12 protein-coding genes are annotated in these 15652 nt (G+C 42.6%); 1 reads left to right on the top strand and 11 read right to left on the bottom strand.

Annotated features, from left to right (window positions below; genetic code table 11):
- Positions 1 to 86: 86 nt before the first annotated feature.
- The 5 genes from AC0YN6_RS22105 to AC0YN6_RS22085 all read right to left on the bottom strand — a co-directional run bounded on the left by AC0YN6_RS22105 (position 87) and on the right by AC0YN6_RS22085 (position 4758).
- Positions 87 to 917, bottom strand: a complete 831-nt coding sequence (locus AC0YN6_RS22105; protein ID WP_475749523.1) for a uroporphyrinogen-III synthase — start codon at positions 915 to 917, stop codon at positions 87 to 89.
- 95 nt (positions 918 to 1012) lie between these two features.
- Positions 1013 to 2086: an AI-2E family transporter gene (locus AC0YN6_RS22100; RefSeq protein ID WP_475749521.1), complete on the bottom strand. Its 1074-nt coding sequence runs from the start codon at positions 2084 to 2086 to the stop codon at positions 1013 to 1015.
- 174 nt (positions 2087 to 2260) lie between these two features.
- Complete coding sequence (locus AC0YN6_RS22095; protein ID WP_475749519.1) at positions 2261 to 2434, bottom strand: hypothetical protein; 174 nt, start codon at positions 2432 to 2434, stop codon at positions 2261 to 2263.
- A 747-nt stretch (positions 2435 to 3181) separates the two neighbouring features.
- Entirely contained in the window at positions 3182 to 3487 is a 306-nt protein-coding gene (locus AC0YN6_RS22090) for a Dabb family protein (RefSeq protein WP_475749517.1), read from the bottom strand.
- 167 nt (positions 3488 to 3654) lie between these two features.
- Positions 3655 to 4758, bottom strand: a complete 1104-nt coding sequence (locus AC0YN6_RS22085) for a glycoside hydrolase family 172 protein (RefSeq protein ID WP_475749515.1) — start codon at positions 4756 to 4758, stop codon at positions 3655 to 3657.
- A gap of 120 nt (positions 4759 to 4878) precedes the next feature.
- On the opposite strand from AC0YN6_RS22085, the gene AC0YN6_RS22080 reads away from it, so the two are divergent.
- Positions 4879 to 5748: a helix-turn-helix transcriptional regulator gene (locus tag AC0YN6_RS22080; RefSeq protein WP_475749512.1), complete on the top strand. Its 870-nt coding sequence runs from the start codon at positions 4879 to 4881 to the stop codon at positions 5746 to 5748.
- 69 nt (positions 5749 to 5817) lie between these two features.
- Here AC0YN6_RS22080 and lacZ read toward each other — a convergent pair whose 3' ends face one another.
- The 6 genes from lacZ to AC0YN6_RS22050 form a co-directional block, all read right to left on the bottom strand.
- Positions 5818 to 8850, bottom strand: coding sequence for a beta-galactosidase, LacZ type (gene lacZ, locus AC0YN6_RS22075; RefSeq protein ID WP_475749510.1), 3033 nt, complete (start codon positions 8848 to 8850; stop codon positions 5818 to 5820).
- Between the two features lie 77 nt (positions 8851 to 8927).
- Positions 8928 to 9752, bottom strand: coding sequence for a carbohydrate ABC transporter permease (locus AC0YN6_RS22070; RefSeq protein WP_475749508.1), 825 nt, complete (start codon positions 9750 to 9752; stop codon positions 8928 to 8930).
- Positions 9745 to 10584, bottom strand: a complete 840-nt coding sequence (locus AC0YN6_RS22065; RefSeq protein ID WP_475749558.1) for a carbohydrate ABC transporter permease — start codon at positions 10582 to 10584, stop codon at positions 9745 to 9747. The genes AC0YN6_RS22070 and AC0YN6_RS22065 overlap by 8 nt, the downstream gene beginning before the upstream one ends.
- A 187-nt stretch (positions 10585 to 10771) precedes the next feature.
- On the bottom strand, positions 10772 to 12091 hold the full coding sequence (locus tag AC0YN6_RS22060) for an ABC transporter substrate-binding protein (protein ID WP_475749506.1): 1320 nt from the start codon (positions 12089 to 12091) through the stop codon (positions 10772 to 10774).
- 185 nt (positions 12092 to 12276) lie between these two features.
- Positions 12277 to 14052 (bottom strand): sensor histidine kinase, encoded by a 1776-nt coding sequence (locus tag AC0YN6_RS22055; protein ID WP_475749504.1) that lies wholly within the window; start codon positions 14050 to 14052, stop codon positions 12277 to 12279.
- A 3-nt stretch (positions 14053 to 14055) separates the two neighbouring features.
- The gene (locus AC0YN6_RS22050; protein ID WP_475749502.1) at positions 14056 to 15633 is read right to left on the bottom strand and encodes a response regulator transcription factor; all 1578 of its coding nucleotides are present in this window, start codon (positions 15631 to 15633) and stop codon (positions 14056 to 14058) included.
- Between the last annotated feature and the right edge of the window lie 19 nt (positions 15634 to 15652).

The raw sequence follows: 15652 nt of genomic DNA, 5'->3' as shown, positions 1-15652 counted from the left end.
TTACGCTAGTGGACAACGATGATGCTATAAAATAAAGGCAGCCTAATACACCGTTTAGGTGTCTCTGACTGCCTCTGCTATAGATTCTATAATTCCTTGCCTTCAGCACGCTCGTAATATCGCCCGATTTCAATAACCAAAGCGCCCATTCTTTCTAATTCGGGAACGACGATTCTTTCCACACCGTACTCTTTCAATGCTTCGGCCGTTACTTTTCCGACCGCAGAAGCAACAATCTGCCCTGCAAAGCAGTTCAACAAAAGCTCTTTGCGGCCTGATTCGATGGCATATCTGAACAAATAGTGCACTTGCACCGCAGTTGTGAAGCAAACCGCATCTACCGAGCCATCAATAAGCTCAGACAGCAGCTTCTCTACAGTATCTGCATCCGGCGGCACATGTTTATATGGAAGCACTGATATTACCTGTGATGCACCTTTATTTTCGAGAAAACACTCCAACTTCGGCGCTGGCTCTCCATGAAGCTGTATCCATACGCTCTGTCCTTCAAAATCAAAGGCTGCTAAATTGTTCAAGAGCCCATCCATCGTTCCATCATCCGTGGCGACAATCGCTTTAAGACCCGAGCGTTTAAGGAATGCGGACGTTTTGTAGCCCCTTGTGCCGATTTTTGCCTGAGACAGTCTGTCGAACACATCCTGTTTAATTCCAAGCTTATCCGCAGTCTCAACCAAGCTCTCTGATCCCATTCCTGTAGTCAAAATAACCCAGTCCGCGCCCTGCTTGGCGAACTCTCGCAATGGCTCTTCCAGCAGATCCTCTTCAAACATCGTTAACCCTTGGAGCGAGCGAACGATTGGAATACCTCCCTGCTTTTCAACAACCAAACCCATCTCATCCGTTTTCCGAGATCCAGCAATTACGATTCGTTTCCCTTGTAATGTGTTTATACCCATCGTTTTTAAGCCACCGTACTTTCGGTAAATTTGCCTTAGCCGACGTCATTATACCAGAAGTAATCCGATTAATCACCCAATATGTTACAAAAATATTACGCGTTTTCCCAAAGCTGCTTAAAGAATAACTCGTATATTTTACAAAAAACAATTTTCAAAATCATATACACCGGAATAATGAGCAGTATGCCTAAAATATTAGCGATGTCTCCGCCAACGAGCACCAAGATGATAGTTGTCATTGGGTGAATATCTAGCTGCTTGCCAAAAACGTACGGTGCAATGAGATTATCTTGTATTTGCTGCGCCACCGTAATGATTACTACCGACCAGATCGCTATGGATGGAGCTTCAATGAAACCAATAATGACAATTGGTACAGAAGATAGAAACGAACCGATAAACGGAATAAAGTTCAAAATGACCGCCACAACGGTCAGCAGCATGGCATATGGTAAATCGATGATTAGAAAGCCGACATACATTAATAATCCAAGCGTCACATTCACGATGACTCGACCTACGATAAAGCTGCTAAGCATCTGGTCGATTTCATCCATGATCTCCGTACCGTCATCACGAAACCTTTTTGGAATAAAGCTAACGATTTGCTCTCCAAACTTGCCGCCTTCTTTCAGCATATAAAACAGTAGAATCGGAAACGTAATCAGCACAATGGCGAAACCCGAAAAAAAAGTGAACAGGCCGGACAAATACTCCGTCAGCACCGTAAACCCCTTATTCAAATACTCCGTCAATTTGGAAAGCAGATTCGCATCCTGCGGCAGAAACGATGACAGAGATTGCTCAAGCTCCTCAACTTGCTTGCTTAACGCAGTGAATAGATCCGGTGCATTTTCGACCAAATTGACAAGCTGTGTTCGCAAGGACGGCCATACCACGATGCTGAACCCAACCATAATAATCGCGAAAAACAAATAAATGATTAATATCGCCAATGTGCGATTGACCTTATGACGTTCCATTCCATTTACTAGCGGACGCAGTAAGTAATAAAAGAAACCTGAGAGCATGAGTGGAACGATAATCATACTGAATAAAGATAACACCGGCTTGAAAATAAAGTTAACGAGCGACCCCAAGTAGATAATGATCAATACCAAAATAATCGTGAAGCACCACCGAATAAATCGATTATGTTTGGCCATACACGTACACCTTCTTCTCTTTTTTAACTCATCTATTCTTCTGTAGATTACATAATCTATACCCTTTCTATGATCAACTGAATCTTGTATCGCAATTGTCACCGATACGTGCTGCTCTTGAAAACACGAACGAAGTAAGCTAGGTAGGCAGCCACTTACGCAAATCCTAGTTGTTTATATAGTAGAATTGTTGCTGAAGCCGCTGCCGCTATCTATACTTCTACACTTCTGTACTTCTGTACTTCTGTACTTTTGTTCTTCTGCTCTTCTGCTCTTCTGTTCTCCTGTTCTCCTGTTCTTCTGTTCTCCTGTTCTCCTGTTCTCCTGTTCTCCTGTTCTTCTGTTCATCTGTTCTCCTGTTCTTCTGTTCTTCTACATTGCACTTTGTGCAGTAGAATCCACAGTAGAATGCGATGTACACCGCTACGTTGCAGTTTATACAGTAGAAGTTACCATTTTGAGTTAGTTAGTCGTACTTTCGGCTGTATCTATTGTATTTCTGCAATGTAGCCACCGTTTACGGGTCTCATGTCAGGTTTCTATTGTATTTTCTGCAACGTAGAGTATTGGTGATCGTAGTAGGGGTTAGTTTTGGGGTTGGAGATGAAAGTTCGGGGTTCGGGGTTCGGGGTTCGGGGTTCGGGGTTCGGGGTTCGGGGTTCGGGGTTCGGGTTTAGCTATTTTTGGAAATTGTTACTGAAGCCGCTGCCGCCATCTATACTTCTACACTGCTACACTTCTATTCATCTATACTTCTGTACTTCTACATTGCACTTTGTGCAGTAGAAATCACAGTAGAATGCGGTATACACCGCTACGTTGCAGTTTATACAGTAGAAGTTACCATTTTGAGTTAGTTAGTCGTACTTTCGGCTGTATCTATTGTATTTCTGCAATGTAGCCAACGTTTGCGGGTCTCATGTCAGGTTTCTATTGTATTTTCTGCAACGTAGAATAAGAGGAGCTAACATCGACATGATCGGTCGGTTAGCAACCTCTTTACTGAATAGTTTTAATTGAACTTGAATCTAAGCCATCTATTCACCCTGCCTGGATCATATTCGTCCAAATTACTGCCATATTAAGCAGCGATACTTATTTAATTATCGGGTAGTCCACAACAATTACATTGTCGATGAGTCCATCAAGCAAGCCTACAAACGTCTGATGTGCAGGATGAGGACCATAATCAAGCAAAGCCTGTTGATCCGTAAAAGTAACGCGAAGCCCCAAAGTGTAGCCTTGAATATTGTCCGTTTCCGTTGTCACATTACACCCCGCAGTCAACTCGACGATACCTGGAACTGCTGTGCGCAATGAATATAATGACTCTAGCAGCTCTTTCTCTTTGCTTGGCGAAATCTTTTCTTTAAACTTAAACGATACAAGATGCTCATACATGTTCGTAAATTCCCCTTTCCCTTGTGAAGGAAGCATTTCTCTTTATCATATCATGGACTTCTATGTGGCGGTTATCACCTATAAACAAAAATAGAAAAACGCCTCGTTTCCACCTATTAATAGTGAAAACGGACGTTCTTCGCTTAAGGAAATTAAAATCTTAAGTGTTACCTCGGCCATCTCCGATTGGCAGGTAGCATCGCTGGAAATGGTGCATGAGGCTCCATCTGATACCAGTAAGCTACGGATGAAATATCGTCGGAGCGTTCAAACAGTTTCGTATGGTCATGCCCGATTTGCTGAATCGTTACGCGCAAATCGGTTTCGAAACGGATCGGGTCAGGCAAATGCCAGCGGTACATGCCGTGCATCGGTACATTATGGCCATACCAAGCATCGATTTCTGTTGTTTCCTTATAAAACTTATAACCTAAATATGGCGTGGAATACGATTCCGGTTCATTCGTCTTCATATTGTTGAAGCACCATGCACCTCCTACGTAATCCTCCGTACCCGTACCGCATATCGTCGGCCAATCCTGGTCACCATCCATATAGAACTTAATCTCACCTTCGCCCCACCAGTTTCTCTCCAGTGCAGCCCATGCAAGATATGTGCCGATATATTGTCCAGAACCTTTGACGTTGTCCAGAATCGTATAGTCTTTGCCGATTTCGGTAATGCTTTCACGACGCCACTGTGCGTGGAAGTATGCTGCATTCTCAGGCAATTGGTCAACGAGCGTATAATTGAATGTATAAAAGAATCCGTCAATTTTAACAGCATGCTGATTTTCGATCGTAATTTTTGCTGACTTTCGGAACGGCATCGGAATATAACAGTTCATGCCTCCCGTAGGAACAACAGAGATCGGAAGCGAATTAACATTCGTTCGCACGCCGAAACCATTACAGAAAAAATCTCCGAGCGGCACTTCAACAGAAGGGGCAGCTTCATCATCCCAGTACATACGTAGAACAAGATCGCGGAGAACGAATTGCCCCGCATGCCCTTTGCCTGTTTTATCGGTGACGGTGATCCAGAAATGCTGAATGACACCAGTCCCTTGAATATGAGCAAGCGTGACCTCATCGCCCTGATTAAGCGTAATTGCAGGCCTTCCTTTTCTTCCAACACCCAAATTACTAGATTCCTTGCCGCCTTGTCCCTTCTCGCCATTCACATTCTCTGCTGAAATCGATCTAGTGCGTGCTTTCGTGACGAGCGGAGCGGAGGATAAGTCAAATCCGAGTCCTTGTTGCTGCAGCATGATCCATCACCTCATGTACCATATATTGTGTATTTACGAACCTATTATATAATGATATGTACGAGCATCCATTACCTTTTATTGTTGAATTGTTTATCATATATTGCTGAGGTGATTACAATGAAAGTGGAATATCTATCGCCGTATATCCGAGTGGCTTTCGATAGTGTACTTGAATCCACTTGGAAGATGGATGAGCGGGTGATTTGGGATTATGAGCTGCTCTATCTGATGGAAGGCCAAATCTTGGTGACCGTGGAGGATGAGGTTTATTATGGAAAGGCAGGTGACTACTTCTTCTTTAAGCCGGGACAACGACATTCCATACAAATTATCGGAAGTGCACGCATCCGTCAGCCTCATGTTCATTTTGACCTGTATGACCTGCCTGACAGCAAAGAAATCGGTGTATCCTTTAAACCGCTGAACCAGATGAATGCAAAAGAACGCGGATGGTTTCGGAATAACGAGCTGTCTGACCCGATATTTTTCATGCCAAGTCACTTTCGTCCGGGCGATCCGCTTCCCTTGGAACAAGCGTTATTCGAGTTGATTCGAGAATTTGAAACAAAACCGCCTTTTTATGAGATTCGTATAAAGGGCTGTCTGCTTACGATTTTGTCCCAAATGATGAGAGAGCAATATTGGGGAAGCAAAACAAAAAATGATGGACAAATGGAGCTGCTTGGGGAGGTTCGGACCTTTATCGATCATAACGTGCACCGCAGCGTCAAGCTGGATGAGCTGACCGAGAGATTCCACATCAGCAAGTTTTACTTGATCCAACTGTTCAGAAACATGTTTCAAATGACCCCCATTCAATATCACCAGCATATTCGAATAGAAAAAGCCAAAATTTTGATTCAATATACTCATTTGTCCTTGCAGGATATCGCCGATCAGCTCGGATATTCGAATATCCACGCGTTCAGCCGCGCATTCAAAACGAACGAAGGCTGTTGCCCTTCCCATTACCGTCTGCAAAAATAAAAGGAGCTGTTTCACTAGTAAAGTTATGTACTAGTGAAACAGCCCCTTCGTTATATGAGGTTAACTCGATTACACGCGGTGAATATTAAATTCAAACGTCATATTCTGATTCGCTGGAATGAGATACTCATCATGTACAGGCGCACCCCAGCTGTCGTCCCCGCCAACGCCCATTTGTCTGCCAGCTACAGTAACGACTGTATAGTGAACGTTCGGCAGCTCGTAATGATGATATGCACTCTCAAGCTCGAATGCCGTAAATGGTGAAATATTGCAATCTACAGGCTGCGTCGCAGGCGCTGTAATCCGAATGCCGCGGCCTACATTATTTGTAATACTTAAGCGACGGACGCCAGTACGGTTACCCGATTCTTGAGGAACGACATACCTTGACACATTATCTGCGGCATCGTTTTTGAACTCGCCGAGTCTAGCTCCGAATGCGCGATCAATGTAGTTTTCTTCCGGACCCATTGCGTACCAATCCAGATGACAGTAATCCGCTGGAACTTTGAATGATAATGCAAAAATCGGCATTTTCGGAAGTCCTTCTGCCCCTTCATAACGCGATTTGATGTTCAAGCTGCCATCTGCAAGCACCGTATAAGCAACCGTAACGAGTATTTCGGTACAAATGCTTAGCTTATATTGGAATGTGACGGTCGCGCTTCCGCTCTGCTCTGAAAGCTCTACTCCGATGCATTTCCGTGCAAGACTAGCTGCAAACCACGCGCCAGAATCAAAGCCAAGCAAGAAGCCTTTGTCATTATCCGTAGTCGCACGCCAGAATAACGGTGCCGGCGGGATTGCAATCATCTCTTTGCCAGCATAGTTAACCGATGTAAGTGTGCCAGCTTGCTTGGAGAACATGATGCTGAAATCGCGGCCATGAACGCCAATATTAACATCACCTTCGACCACGCGCAGTGAGCCTTGTGGCTGTATTGCCGCCGCATTCTGTTCAATTAAATAGACATGTTGTCCGAATGAAATCTCATAACCAGCATCCGCCCACAAATTGTCCTCTTTTAAAGTGAGTGAAGCATGCAGTACATATTCCCCAGGCTCAACTATCTCAGGCAGCTCAAGCTTGAAGTAGGCTTCACTTTGCGCTGCTACATCAATATTCGCAATACTGCGGAATATTTCTTTGCCTTCAAGATAAAGACAGATGACTAAATCGTATGCATTCGTTCCCTCGAACAAATTATCATTCATCACCTTAACTCCGCTGCGGTCAGGCAGCAGCTTGATGTTCTGATACAGAAACTTAACCTCTTGCATCTTCGGCGATTCCTTGCGGTCTGCATAGACGATACCATTTGTACAGAAATTGTAATCGGTCGCACGGTCATCGAAATCGCCGCCAAACGCTAGAAACTCTTTACCGTAACGGTCCTTCTTCACAATGACCTGATCGATATAATCCCAAATAAAGCCGCCTTGATACATCGGATATTTCTGTTCCAGCTCCGTATATTTGTGCATGCCTCCTACCGAGTTACCCATTGCGTGCATGTATTCACAGCTAATGTAGGGCTTTTGCGGATCATCGTTTAAATATTGCTCGATATCAGCGGGCTTGGCATACATACGGCTCTCCATATCACTCGTATCATTGTACTTGCGGTTATGGAACACGCCTTCGTAATGAACAAGTCGGCTAGGGTCCGTCTCCCGGAAATAATTCGATACGTTTAACAATACTTCGCCTGCATAGGCTTCATTGCCTACCGACCATATAAGAATGGACGGATGATTCTTATCCCGTTCAACCATGGAAATTGCCCGATCCATAACGATCTGCTCCCATTCAGGCTTGTTTGCTGGAATGTTCCATGAAGGCTCAACCGCGCCCATTTTCTGCCACGAGCCATGCGTTTCAAGATTCATCTCATCAATGATATATACACCGTAAATATCACACAGCTCATACCACAACGATTGGTTTGGATAATGTGAAGTTCTAACTGCGTTCATATTGTTACGCTTAAGTGTCGCAATATCCCAAAGCATATCTTCCTTCGTAATCGCCCGTCCTTTGCGGCTGTTGAATTCATGACGGTTCACACCCTTAAATACGATGCGCTTGCCGTTAATATGCATTACTTTGTCAATCATTTCAAATTTACGGAAACCTACCCGCTGAGGAATCGCTTCGACAAGCTTGCCGTAATTGTCATACGCCGTAATATAAAGCTTGTACAAATACGGCTTCTCAGCGCTCCATGCGGCTACTTTCCCTGCGTCCAAAGAAAGAGAAATCGTATCACCAACTACGGATTCCGATTCCGCTGTCGCAACTGTCAGTCCATTGGCATCCATTAATTCAATCCATATACGAGACGGCTGTTGACCGATTAGTTTCATATCTACTTTCAGCGTGCCGTTTGAATAGGGTTGATCCAGATCAGCATGCACAAAGAGATCGCGGATGTGAATGCTCGGAACGGAATATAAATAGACATCACGGAAAATACCTGAGAAACGCCAGAAATCTTGATCCTCCAGCCAGCTGCCCGTACTCCGTTGATATACTTCAACTGCAAGCTTATTCTCACCGTCTACTAGAAACGGAGAAAGATCAAACTCCGAAGGTGTAAAGCTGTCCTCGCTATAACTTACAAACTTACCGTTCAACCACAAATAGAAAGCTGACTCTACACCTTGAAATGAAATGTAAACAGGCTTGTCCTTCATATTCTCCGGTACTATAAAATACTTTACATAGCTGCCGACTGGATTATGGTCTTCTGGAATAGCTGGCGGGCGAATATCATGATGACCATCCCATGGGTACATCGTATTCACATATTGCGGTTTACCATGGCCCTGCAATTGAATATGACCTGGAACTTCAATATCTCCCCAGCTGTTACACTCATAATCCAATTGATAAAATTGCTCTGGTCGATCAGCCGGCTTCAGCGAGTAGCTGAATTTCCAGCTTCCATTCAGATCATGACGGAGTGGCATACTCGTATCCGCTTTTGCTTCTTCTAAAGTCTCATAGTATCGATGATCAGAATGTGCAGGCAATCGGTTTACAGCGAATACACTCACATCCGTGAGCCACTTCATGTCTGGCTTTATATTATTCATCCTATTTTCCCCTTAAATTTATTTAAAAGTCAGGCAGCTGCGCATAAAGCACGCGGTCCACCTGACTTTGCTCTTAATTATTTTACTGAACCCGTCATCCCAGCAACAAAATGTTTCTGCATAAGGAAGAACACTAGTGCAGTAGGAATGGTGGAAATGACAATCGCCGTCATAATAATACCGTAATCCGGTGAGTAGCTCGATCCTAGATTGGAAATAAGCATTGGGATCGTTTTCTTCTCTGGTGATTGCAAAACGATGAGCGGCCATAAATAGTTGTTCCAGCTCGACATAAACGTAATAATACCTGCCGCCGCATAGGTCGTTTTCATCGTTGGCATGTAAATCCGGAAGAAAAGACTAAGCTCGTTAAGACCATCAATCCGACCAGCCTCTAACAGCTCCCGCGGAAACATTTTGGTGTTTTGGCGGAAGAAGAAAATAAGAAATGCTGTCGTAAACGTCGGAAGCACGACACCCGACAACGTGTCTAGGCCAATAAATGGAATAGACTGCGAAATGCCTGCGAACATCTGGTACAACGGCACCATGATCGCCGCGAATGGGATCATCATGGAAAGCAGCAGGATCGTAAAGACGACGTCCTTTGCTTTGCTCTTGTAAATTTCGAAGCCATAACCAGCTAATGAAGCGATAACCATCGCAAGAACAGTCGTAGAGATCGAGATTTTTGCTGAATTCATTAACGCAGGAACGATGTCCACAGTAGCAAATAATTGATTTATATTTTCGATGAGCTGTCCGCCGGGAAGCAATCTCCCTTTCGTTACGTCAGCTGACTTGTTTGTAGCGCTGACCAGCATCCAAAGAAATGGAAAGATAGAAATAAAAGCAGCGACACTCAGAAAAATATAAACAAAAACGCGTTTTAATTTATCCATTTTTTTCACCTGCCGCTTTAAACTGTACGAACGCCAATATGATGATCATAATTACGATTGAATACGACACCGTAGCTGCATATCCGAAATCTGCGGAATATTTGAATGATAGATTGTAAATATATTGAGAAATGGACATCGATGCGTTACCTGGTCCACCCTTCGTAATATTGACAACCTCATCAAACAATTGCAGCGTTCCGATTGTAGAAGTAATGGAAGTAAACAATATGATCGGTTTAAGCAATGGCATCGTAATACCAAAAAATTGTCTCGTGGATGAAGCGCCATCGATCTTCGCAGCCTCATAAATCGAGTGATCAATATTTTGAAGCGCCGACAAGTAAAAAATCATGTTATAGCCTGTCCAGCGCCATGTGATTGCAATAATAACTGTAATCTTCGCCCAGAACGGATCTGTGATCCATTGAATTGGCGTAGATATCAGATGAAGATTGACTAACATCTTATTGACTAAACCATCAGTCGCAAACAAATATTTGAAAATGACAGAATAAGCAACGAGTGAGGTAACGGCCGGTAAAAATATTGCCGTACGGAAAAAGCCTTTAAATTTCAATTTACTGTCGTTAAGCAATACTGAGATAAACATAGCCAAAACAATCATCACTGGAACTTGGATAATCAAATAAATAAATGTGTTCTTAACCGCAGTCAAAAACGTTTTGTCGCTGAATAGTCGAACATAGTTATCGAAGCCTACGAATGATAGATTCATCCCTTTGCCGGATTTAAACGACAAAATAAGCGCTTGAATCATAGGGTAGAAATAGAACGCCCCAATCATAATGACGGCAAGGATAACAAACATCCAACCAGTCAAGGTAGCTCTTGTGCGAATATTTACGCCAGGCCTCGCTGATTTCACGTTAGCCTAACCCCCTTCTTTACGGAAACAAAACACTAAAGACTCCTCCAGCTCCTACAGCCGGAATACGATCTTGCGAAGCAGGAGAAGGAGAAGCCTCAGGTTTTATTTACTTGCCGTATGGTCTGATTTATTTAACTTGTGTTTCTGCTTGCGTTTGAGCATCGCTTAACACCTTATCAATGGTTTTGCCGCCTAAATAACTTTGCATTTCTACTACGAGAATATCTTCAATCGCATACGTATGCATACCATAGTTTACTTTTGGAATTTGCTCTGTCCATTTAGCGAAATCTTCAATAACATTTTGTCCACCGAAGAACTCGTCTGAATTCTTATAAGCATCGCCTGCAGCTGCTGCTTTTAGAGTTCCGATTGCACCAATCTCAGTCACAAGCTTCTGATAAAGATCTACATCAGAACCAAAAGTTTGTTTCAGGAATTCTGCTGCTGCTTCTTTGCCATCAACATTCATGACATACCATGAGCTGCCGCCAAGGTTAGAAGCATTTACAGAGTTCGGAGTGCTTGTCAATTTAGGGAATGGCACAACTGCCCATTTACCAGACTGAGAAGCCTCAGCCTTGACGGATGCTGTAATCCAGTTTCCTGTAGGAATCGTTGCAATGTCACCGCTATTAAATCCGCCAACAAATTGACTCCAGTCAGAAACAACCTTCACGATATCAGCATCCATAATTTCTTTGTATGTTTCAAAAGCTTCCTTCAGCGCAGCGTTGCCCGCCAAATCAGGAGTTGTTCCGTCTTCCTTCAAATACCATGAACCTGCAGATTGGATCATCATACGAATCAATCCAAGGTCATTCGGATCTTGTGTAAGCAGCGCTTTGCCTGTTTTGGCTTTCACCGCTTTACCGATCTCAATGAACTTCTTCCAATCGATATTTTGAAGGTCTTCTACTTTATAGCCAGCTTCATCTAAGTAATCGCTTCTTACATACAAGCCCGCTGCGCCAGTATCAAATGGCACGCCGTATTGCTTGCCGTCCAAGCTTGTTGGTCCGATTTTGTATTCAGCAAAGTCAGCTGGATTGATGAAATCTGTCAATTCAAAAAAAGCATCCGGGTAAGCTTGCAAGAAGCTTTGTGCACGATAATCTTCAATCAATACGATTGTTGGCAAGCTTTTTGTTGAACCAGAGTTCAAGCCCGCATTCATTTTTTGAATAATATCAGCTTGTGCATTTTCTACGATGTTCACTTTCAAGTCAGAATCAGGATTTTTTGCTTTGTAAGCTTCACTTGCGCGTTCCATAGCTCCGATGTTGAAAGCTTTATCCCATGCCCATACCGTTATTTCCTTTGTCTCCTCAGCTGGTTTACCGCCATCAGCAGGTTTACCGCCCTCATTAGGAGCATTGTTGTTATTGGTCGAGCATGCTGTCAGCAGGATGAAACTTGCCAACATCGTTACAAGTAGTTTTTTCAATCCATTCAACCCCTTTTCGTAGCTATATATTGTTTTTTGGAAGCGTTTGCCCCCTAACGATTCTCATTATAACAATTCGTCAAAATGTCTCGTTAGCAATATATTTGTGTGCTTTTGTCATTCTATTGTTACCTTGCCAATCGTAAATAAATAATTGTGATTTATTTTGTTTTCTAGTATTTTTTTTAGGAAAGCATAATAGGGATTCTGATTTTCACTCTAGTTCCTTCACCAATATCACTTACAATATCAACTCCATAATCCTCTCCGTATAGCAGAACAATTCGATCCTGCACATTCCTAATACCAATTCCTGAGAAGAAATGGCTTGTGCTTATCTTGCTATGTTCTGGATTCTCATGGTCATAACCCGACATCCCGACACCATTGTCTACTACTTCGCATACTAAGGCATCGTCCTCCCGCGAAATAAGGACATAGATATGACCATCATTGCGTTCTTGGAAGGCATGAAAAAACGCATTTTCAATAAATGGCTGGATAATCAGCTTCGGAATGTAGCAGCCATAACAATCATTTGAAACAAAGTAATTGACTACAATCTGCTCACCATACCGAACATGATTAATAAATACATAGTTTTTTAAATTAACAAGTTCTTGAGCAACACTGATGGTTTCACTAATATTGCTTACTGTATTTTGTAAAAGTGATATAAGCGAATTAATCGTAGCTGCTGCTTTGTCTTTGTTGCCCTGCTGCACTAATATTTTGACGGAAGTTAGTGTATTGTACAAAAAGTGTGGATTAATCTGCATTTGCAAAGCCGAAAGCTCCGCATTGCGCTGGTCCTTTTGTGTCAGAATCAGTTTCTTGATATATTCATTCAGCTCATCGAGCATATAATTGTAAGCATGGCCTAGCTGCTTAATCTCATAGCTTCCCGTGACATTTATGTAGTTATCAAAATGATTTGCAGTAATCCCCGACATTTGTTTAGCCAGCATGGTCAACGATTTCGTCAATCGTCTTGAAATAATAAATACGATAATAAGTGCCCCAAAAACAATCGCAACACAAATAAGCGCGACCGTCTTGAAATCGACCATCTCGCGAAGTACAGCTTGCTTGTCAATTAAATTGACAAGATAGAAGTCATAAACTGGCAAATATTCAGTCAGCACTCGAGTGTTTTTTCCCAGTACTTTGACATCTTTGAAATTCAATTTTTGTTGCTCGATTTCTTTGGCGTATTTGAGCAAAGCCCCATCCACTTTACCTATGAGCTCCTCACGATTGCTCGAAACGACCGTTCCCAATTGATCCAATATAACAACATCGTTGCTGCTGCTCGTAGAGTTTGAATAAAAACGCTTAAAGTCGCTTTCTTTAATTGCAAAATATAGTACGCCATATTCCTTCGCACTCGTTCTCTCCACTAACGCTCTCGAAGCAACAATAATTGGGCCTTCATCCGTGTTGTAGCCCATATTTTCTTTGTCTAATTGATAAAGAAGCCGTTTAGGCTGCAAAAGTGTATTAGACGTTAGATTGCTGCTTCTTAGTTTCGTAAGTGAACTCGGCCAATAATAACTATCTGTTGCGTGACTTTTCCCATTCATACCTGTAATCGTGAGCGTAACCGGATAGGCAGCCACATTAGATTGAATCCTTTTGATCTCCAAGCTGGCTTCATAGTAGCTGAATGCGGAGGATATCGCGTTTTTATCCGTTTTAGTGAGAAAGTCTTTGATCACCCTGCTTTGAAGCACATTATTAGACGCCGTAACGACGGAATAGTTAAAGGATTCGAAATTCGCTTGAATCTGGCTTAAAATTTTGGAATTTGTAATGCTGAATGTATCCATGAACAATTTCTCCGACATTTGTATCATCACCGCCGATGTTAGCAGTGTTACCATGACGATGCTTACGAGCGTAACGGTGAACATTTTTATAAACAAACCATGATATTTGAATTTTTCCAAAAAAGCACTCATAACCTAGTCCCTCTTCTTACCCGAGTATTGTTTTCTGTAATGGCTAGGTGACAGCCCCGTTAACTTCTTAAATACTTTCGTAAAATAGCTGTGGTCTGAATATCCCACCATCCCGCTTATCTGGGAAATGGACGCCATATCTTGCTGAAGCAGTTCAGCTGCTTTTTCCACTCTGATTTTATTCAAATATTCACTAAAGCCCTCTTTATTATTCGCTGTAAAGTAGCTCGACAAGTACGATGGATTAAAATGAAAGTGCTTCGCTAGTTCCGTCAAGCTGAGCGGTTCTGCATAATGCTCACGAATAAAATGCAGCAGCTGCGTCATATTTGGGTTGCCGCTTGGCGCAGTATCCGCTTTTAGCCTGTCATTTACTTCGCTTATAAACGCCTCAAGTAGTGATAGCGCCTCGGTAACATGTGTCGATTCTCCGATTGATTTGAAGTAAGCATACTTTGCTTCATCTAGTTTTTTCACACCTGATAACTGTCTGCCTAATAAAATTGTAATATTAAAAATAACATTGCCCAAAAAAGATTTAAACTCAAAAATATCAGTATTATATTGACCGGATTGACCCTTAACATACTCCAGTAGCTCGCCAAAAGCCTCTTCGTATTGCCTCCGGTTCATCAGCTCAGTAAACTGATTCATGTTGAATAGGACAGTCTCTTCAGCAATTTTTGGAAGCTCGTCATGTACGATTAATCGATAGGACAAAGGAAGAAAATAACGATAAGCATTTATTTTGAGGAAACTGTCCTTATAGTTCATACCGAGCTGCCTCAAATTAGTAAATGATTGTCCAATTGTCCAGCTCATCTCAGGCATCTGCTCTGCGCTCCAAGCAGCAAGATCCATAGCTATTCTTGTCAGAACATGCTGATCATTACGGTCTAAGTTAACTAATACAACGACTAAACTAGACTCAGTAGGCAGGGGGAAATATACAGCATTCGGAAAGTCAGAATCGAGCACGGATGTTATTTGGCTCAGCCAATGCGAATTTGTAAACCGTTCTCTACTCTTGACCGGCAGCAGCTTTAGATCAGCCCCAAGAAGACAGAATCTGTTTAGGGGAAAGGCCTCTGTAATATCCTTATCTTCAACTTCGATTTCATAACCGGAAATAAGCTTATCAACAACAAATGCTATAGACATTTTTCCATCAACGTCTGCTTCTACTAGCTTGAGTGAAGGAATCTTCTTAGCTGTCCGTTTCACAATATCCAACAGATGTATCGCTTCGAGCTTAGGCTTCAAAATATAATCGGCAACGCCGCTTTGAAACGTGGATCTCACATAATCAAATTCACCGAAGCTGCTTAATATTATGACTTCAATCTCCGGATATTTAGACTTTATCGCACGAGTCAACTCTTCACCGCCCATGACGGGCATGACAATATCGGTGATAACGATATGAGGCTCCAAGCGTTCAACTAGCTCAAGCGCTTCTTTTCCATTAGAGGCTTCACCTACGATTTGAAATCCTTCATGCTCCCAATTGAGCAGATGCTTAATTCCCTGCCGAACTAATAGCTCATCATCTACAATAAGAACGCGACAAGACATACTCATTTATTATCCTCCGTCATAA

The sequence above is a fragment of the Paenibacillus sp. J22P15 genome (assembly GCF_056269345.1).
The sequence above is the reverse complement of the archived record's forward strand: the minus strand, read 5'-3'. Positions and strand labels throughout refer to the sequence as shown.